The 6,388-nt window shown below is 29.7% G+C and carries 6 protein-coding genes and 1 other annotated feature; all 6 genes read right to left on the bottom strand.

The window, feature by feature from the left end:
- Window positions 1-192: 192 nt before the first annotated feature.
- Window positions 193-1,863 carry a 2-isopropylmalate synthase gene (leuA, locus tag QK892_RS15815; protein ID WP_317274520.1) on the bottom strand — a complete coding sequence of 557 codons (1,671 nt, stop codon included), beginning with the start codon at window positions 1,861-1,863 and terminating at the stop codon, window positions 193-195.
- 71 nt (window positions 1,864-1,934) lie between these two features.
- Window positions 1,935-2,131 (bottom strand) — a binding site (T-box leader).
- A 72-nt stretch (window positions 2,132-2,203) separates the two neighbouring features.
- Entirely contained in the window at window positions 2,204-3,163 is a 960-nt protein-coding gene (locus QK892_RS15810; protein WP_317274519.1) for a D-2-hydroxyacid dehydrogenase, read from the bottom strand.
- A 19-nt stretch (window positions 3,164-3,182) separates the two neighbouring features.
- The gene (gene ppaX, locus QK892_RS15805) at window positions 3,183-3,815 is read right to left on the bottom strand and encodes a pyrophosphatase PpaX (protein ID WP_317274518.1); all 633 of its coding nucleotides are present in this window, start codon (window positions 3,813-3,815) and stop codon (window positions 3,183-3,185) included.
- 122 nt (window positions 3,816-3,937) lie between these two features.
- The gene (locus QK892_RS15800) at window positions 3,938-4,675 is read right to left on the bottom strand and encodes a GNAT family N-acetyltransferase (RefSeq protein ID WP_317274517.1); all 738 of its coding nucleotides are present in this window, start codon (window positions 4,673-4,675) and stop codon (window positions 3,938-3,940) included.
- Between the two features lie 108 nt (window positions 4,676-4,783).
- Window positions 4,784-5,674, bottom strand: coding sequence for an SPL family radical SAM protein (locus QK892_RS15795; RefSeq protein ID WP_317274516.1), 891 nt, complete (start codon window positions 5,672-5,674; stop codon window positions 4,784-4,786).
- 54 nt (window positions 5,675-5,728) lie between these two features.
- Window positions 5,729-6,382: a GyrI-like domain-containing protein gene (locus tag QK892_RS15790; protein WP_317274515.1), complete on the bottom strand. Its 654-nt coding sequence runs from the start codon at window positions 6,380-6,382 to the stop codon at window positions 5,729-5,731.
- Window positions 6,383-6,388 lie beyond the last annotated feature (6 nt).

The raw sequence follows: 6,388 nt of genomic DNA, 5'->3' as shown, positions 1-6,388 counted from the left end.
AATTTTATAACTTATCTACAAAATAAAAAAGGGCCATATCTATAATAATTTTAAAAATTACTTTGATATAGCTCCTTTAAAAATACAGAATTACTAATGTAATTTGTTATAAATACTAAAAATTCATTATTTTTAAAAACTCTTTTAAGAGTTTTCACCTTAATTCTTTCATTTTTTAATTCTTTAATTCTTTCATTCTTTATAAAGTCTATTTACAGCACTAAAAACTGCTTTTATAGAAGCCACTGTTATATTACTATCTACTCCAACCCCAAATGTAGTTTCTGAATTATCTAATCTCTTCATTTCTACATAAGCAGCTGCTTTAGCTTCTGATCCTTCTCCTAATGAATGTTCAGCGTAATCTAAAATAGTAGCTTCTACTAATCTACTATTGACTAATGCCTTCTTCAATGAGTTTATTGGTCCATTTCCTTTAGCAACAAAGCTTTTTTCCTTGCCATTATATAAAACCTTAATACTTATTGTAGTATTTTCTTCATTGTTTTCTGGATTATCATTATCTTCTATCTTGAATTTTATTAATTCAAATGGCCCTTTTGCTTCTAAATATTCTTCCTCAAACTTGTCCATAATTACCTTTGGTGAAATTTCTCCCACTCTTTCTGTTATTCCTTGAATTATATCTCCAAATTCTTTATGCATCTTCTTTGGCATCTTATATCCATAATGACTTTCTAAAACAAAGGCTACTCCACCTTTTCCTGATTGACTGTTTATTCTCACTAAAGCTTCATACTCTCTTCCTAAATCGCTAGGATCTATAGGTAAATATGGAACTTCCCAATATTGATTATTTCTCTCCATATACTTTTTCATACCCTTATTAATAGCATCCTGATGGGAACCTGAAAAAGCAGTAAATACTAATTCTCCTGCATAAGGATGTCTTATATGAACAGGTATCTTGCAACACTTTTCATATATATCTATTACCCTATTTATATCATCAAGCTTAAGTTCTGGATTAACACCATGAGAAAACATATTGCATGCTAAATTAATTATATCAACATTACCTGTTCTCTCACCATTTCCAAATAAGGTTCCTTCAATTCTATCTGCCCCTGCTAACATTGATAATTCAGCAGCTGCAACTCCTGTTCCTCTATCATTATGAGGATGAACGCTTAGTACAACCCTTTCTCTATCAGAAAAATGAGTGCTCATCCATTCTATTTGATCAGCAAAAACATTAGGAGTATCCATTTCTACTGTTGATGGAAGATTTATTATTACCTTCTCATCTTTAGTAGCACCCCAAGTATCTAAAACGGCTTCACAGACTTCTAAAGCATAATCAACTTCTGTACCGGTAAAACTTTCTGGAGAATACTCTAAGTATATTTTTCCATTAAATATCTTAGCATACTCTTTAACTAATTTTGTTCCTTCTACAGCAATTTCTTTAATTTCTTCCTTACTCATATTAAATACTGCATCTCTTTGAAGTACTGATGTAGAGTTATATATATGAAGGATAGCTTCTTTAACTCCTTCTAAAGCTTCAAAAGTCCTTTTAATTAAGTGCGGTCTTGCTTGTGTTAATACTTGTACTTTAACACCATCTGGTATTAAATTATCATCAACTAACCTTCTTAAAAAATCAAACTCTATTTGTGATGCTGAAGGAAATCCTATTTCTATTTCTTTAAATCCTAGCTCTATTAAAAGATTGAACATCTTTATTTTTTCTTCTACAGTCATTGGATTAATCAGAGCCTGATTACCATCTCTTAAGTCAACACTACACCAAATAGGTGCCTTCTCTATTTCCTTATTAGGCCATGTTCTTTCAGTAAATTTTATAGTCTTAAATTTCTTATACTTCTTATAATTCATTTAAATGCCCCCTTGCTTATTACATATGATTTTGATTCACTAGAAAATAAAAAACCGCGTAAATCATCCAATATTGGAGCGATTTACGCGGTACCATCCAAGTTTTAACTTAATTAATTTAACGATATAATATACCGATAAGACCTACTTTCCCCATTCAGCCCTATAGCTCCTGAGCGAGTTCAAAAGTGATTATATGCAGGTTCTCACCATCCCCTACTCTCTTTGATATCTCATACCTTCTACTACTCTCATTCCAAGCATTTTTTTATTAAATTAATTAGTAATATACTATATTTTTTATGTTTTGTCAAATTTTTCTATACAATTAAAATTATTATTATAGTTCTACTCTTCCTCTAATTTCTCCATTGTAAAATGCTTTAATATTATTTATTACCTCTTTAAATAATCTATCTCTTGCCTCTACACTTGCCCATGCTATATGAGGGGTTAATATTAATCTATCTTTATTATTAACTAAAAGTAATGGGTTATCTTCTTTCATTGGCTCTACTTCAAAAACATCTAATGCAGCACCTGCTATTAGATTTTCATCTATTGCCTTAGCAAGATCACTTTCAACTACTATAGGTCCTCTTCCCATATTAACTAATATAGCTGTATCTTTCATTTTTCTTAATACATCATAATTAATTAATCCTTTAGTATCATTATTTAATGGTGCATGAATAGAAATTATATCTGAAACTTTAAGTAATTCATCAAATTCAACTCTTTTATAATCAGAATTTGAATTTTTTCCTGATGTAGAATAATAAACGACATTAACACCAAAAGCTTCTGCTATTTTTGCAACCCTTCTTCCAATAGCCCCTAAACCTATAATTCCCCAAGTCTTACCTTCAAGTTCATAAAAAGGCACGCTTATATTAGTAAAAAGACCACTCCTAGCATAATCACCTGATTTAACAAAAGCATCATAATATGAAAGTTTATCATATAGAGCTAAAACAGTTGCAAAAGTATGTTGAACAACTGCAGTAGTTGAATACCCAGCAACATTCGTTACTGCAATATTATTATTTTTTGCATATACAACATCGATATTATTAAATCCTGTTGCAGTCTCACATATTAACTCCAAATTTTTAGCATCCTTTAAGTTATCTTCATTTAATACAACCTTGTTCGTTAAAACTATATGTGCATTCTCTATTCTTTCGAAAACTTCCTCTGGCTTAGTTGTATCATAATAAACTACATCTCCAAAGGCTTTTAATTCATCGAAGTCTAACTCACCTAAAGTTTCTCCATCTAAAATAACTATGTTTTTCATATTCTAACCCTCCAATTTACTAAACTAAATTTAAAATATCCTCTGGACTATCTACAAAATAATCTGGCTTAGAAGACTTTAAAGTATCTAATCCGATAAAAGTATAGCTAACTCCACAAGTTTTACATCCTGCAGATTTACCACAATAAATATCATAAATGCTATCGCCAACCATTATAGCTTCACTAGGCTCTACTCCTAAGTCACTACATGCTTTTAAAGCTGGATCAGGATTTGGTTTGTGTAATTCAGTAGATTCTGGAGTGATAATTACATCCATATAGTCATGAATTCCAGCTATCTTCATTCCTCTAATAGCAAGTTCTGCTCTCTTAGATGTTACTATTCCTGACTTTATTCCCTTTTTCTTCAATCCCTCTAAAAGCTCTTTTACCCCATTAAATGCAAAGCACATTTTATCATGAAGTTCTTCATTATGTTTTCTATAATAAGCTACTAAATCATCAACATCTTCCCTCTTAGCATGCTTTTTGAAAGGTTCACCTAAAGGTCTTCCAAAGAAATCTACTATCTCTTCCCTCTTTAATTCTATCCCTAATTTGTCTTTAAAAGTTCTATCAAAAGAATTATATATTAATTCGTTTGTATCTAATAATGTTCCATCTAAATCAAATAATACTGCTTTAATCATACTTCCTCCTGAGTGTTAAGTTTTATAATCGTATCTAATATACTTTATATTTATAATAACATATAAAATATTCTTGTACAAAATTAACTCCTAGGATAGATATAAAAAAGGAGATACGTATTCTATAATTTCAAGCTTTTAACAAAAGTATTATAAGGAGAACTCCCATCAAGTATATTACCATATGTATCAATCCAATATGGTACGTACCCACTACGATTAGCAACCTTCTGTGAACCGATATTAGTCACTGATGCAGAGTAAAATGGAACAATACCCTGATTAATAATATCTACGGTTAAATTAGCGACTAATTTTGTTCCGAGGTTCCCATTACGGTGGTTAGCCTTAACATCTACCCCCATTTCCCATAACTTTTCTGTTTCGATTCCTGCACCTGCCAATCCAACAATTTCATTCTCTTTTTTAGCCAAAAATACAATCTTTGTTGTTGTATTACCATTATGATCAAAAACAATGGAATTATCAAAACCATTAATACCTCTTAACTTATAAATATCATTACCTTGTAACAGTTCATATGAATACTCCTCTGAAAGTGGTAATTTGTAAATCTTTTTAACATCGGGTATATAATGTATTGTTTGCCCATATACAAATGGAAACTCAAATATTTCATCTCTACTTTTTCCGCTTAATGCTGATTTGACCTTTGCATGTATTGATTCAGAAGTATTTATAATTACGCATTTATTAAATGCAATAATTTTAATATATGGTGACTTACTCACACTATTTATAGTAAACGTAATATTATCTTTATCTAATTCTGATAAATCACAAAAAAATTCTTCTGCCAAATACTTCTTAACTGTCATATCTACGAATGATTTTTCCATAAAATCTGACCTCCCGAAATATAAATAAACTCCCGCACAAATTACTCTTCAGTTCATTTTACAACCAGATACATAATCCATTGATTTTAAGGTATCTAATGTTTATATCTACATATCAAATAAACTTAGTTGCTCATCATTATATCCTCTTTTATAACTATGAATTATATCATTCATTTTATAATGCAAACCTAACCTATTACATTCATGAGCAAATATATTATATAACCTTCTAGCATTAGGACTATTACACATATAATTATTGCCAAAACTTTTAATATATCTTTCTTTTAACCTAGGAAAAGACTTATCTAGCATGTTAAAAAAGTAATCTCTCTGATTAGATCTTAAAGTAACTCCAAATGCAGGAAAAATAAATTTAGCTCCATTTTCCTTTGCTGATCTTACAATGTTAATTATATTTTCTTCATTATCATTTATGAAAGGCAAAATAGGCATTAGTAATATTCCAGTATATATACCTTCTTGTGATAATTTTTTTATTGCTTCAAATCTCTTAGATGTGACTACAACATTTGGCTCAATTATTTTACATAAATCATCATCAGCTGTTGTTATTGTAATTTTACAAAGTACTGGTGAATGTTTTTTAATTCTTTTTAAAATATCAATATCTCTTGTTATCAAATCACTTTTTGTGGCAATTGATACTCCAAATCCAGTAATATCAATGCTTTCTAATGCATTACGAGTCAAAGAAAGCTTCTTTTCAAAAGGATTGTATGGGTCACTCATAGCACCTGTTCCAACAACTCCTTTTTTCCTTTTGGATTTTAATTCTCTTCTTATTATATCTGAAGAATTTTCCTTAACTTTAACAATATCAAAATTTTCTATTCCATAACACTCACTTCTACTGTCACAGTATATACACCCATGACAGCATCCCTTGTATATATTCATATTATAATTAATACCAAACCAATTATTACTTTCTCTATATCCAGATATAATACTTTTTGAACTTATATAATCCATATAAATCTCTCCTAAAAAAGTCCTTTTGCATAATAAATCTACTGTAAATCCTTGTTACTTTCTTTTAACAGGATGCCTAAGAACTGTTCTCATCCTTTCTATATTACATCTTCTAGGATCTGACAAGTATATTTCATGGTGACCTCTTACACTTCCCTTTTCATAAACACTTCCTATATCGTGAATCAAATTATTTTCTAACATATACTTATCAATTTTTTCTGTTGTAAGATATTCTTGATCAAATGGACCTATATGCATACACTGAACACATAATCCTTCATCATATACTTCTAATCTTGCCTTTGATACATCAATATTAGGCTTTTTCTTTTTAAGCTCTTCACAAGCAAGATCAAATATTTCCTTTGTTACAAACTCTGGCTGTCTTATCATAGAAATCCATATATATTTGCTCTTTTTGCTAAAATCCATATCATCACCTTTTAGCCACCATAATCCTTCAAGTGGTGGTATAACATAATCAAAATAATTTTCTATTTTATCTCTCAATTCTTTATTCATCTTTATTGTATAAGATAAAGAATATAATAATTCAATGGCAGCTTGGTATTCTCCATCCTTATCATTTGGATTTCCCTTTCCATCTACCATTATAAAGGTCATTGCAGGCACAGTTATTTCCATAGGTTGTGTTTTAGGTAAATATAAATCCTTAAAAGCTTTTTTATAATCTAATTTTTCCATCTTAAT

Origin of the sequence: Clostridium lamae, assembly GCF_033043255.1 — a bacterium.
Lineage (GTDB): Bacteria > Bacillota > Clostridia > Clostridiales > Clostridiaceae > Clostridium > Clostridium lamae.
Note: the sequence above shows the minus strand (reverse complement) of the source record. Positions and strands in the feature narration are given on the sequence as shown.

Coding starts and splice junctions, on each gene's coding strand:
- leuA (WP_317274520.1), bottom strand. CDS start 1,863: ATGAATTATAAGAAGTATAAGAAATTTAAGACTATAAAATTTACTGAA.
- QK892_RS15810 (WP_317274519.1), bottom strand. CDS start 3,163: ATGAAAAACATAGTTATTTTAGATGGAGAAACTTTAGGTGAGTTAGAC.
- ppaX (WP_317274518.1), bottom strand. CDS start 3,815: ATGATTAAAGCAGTATTATTTGATTTAGATGGAACATTATTAGATACA.
- QK892_RS15800 (WP_317274517.1), bottom strand. CDS start 4,675: ATGGAAAAATCATTCGTAGATATGACAGTTAAGAAGTATTTGGCAGAA.
- QK892_RS15795 (WP_317274516.1), bottom strand. CDS start 5,674: ATGGATTATATAAGTTCAAAAAGTATTATATCTGGATATAGAGAAAGT.
- QK892_RS15790 (WP_317274515.1), bottom strand. CDS start 6,382: ATGGAAAAATTAGATTATAAAAAAGCTTTTAAGGATTTATATTTACCT.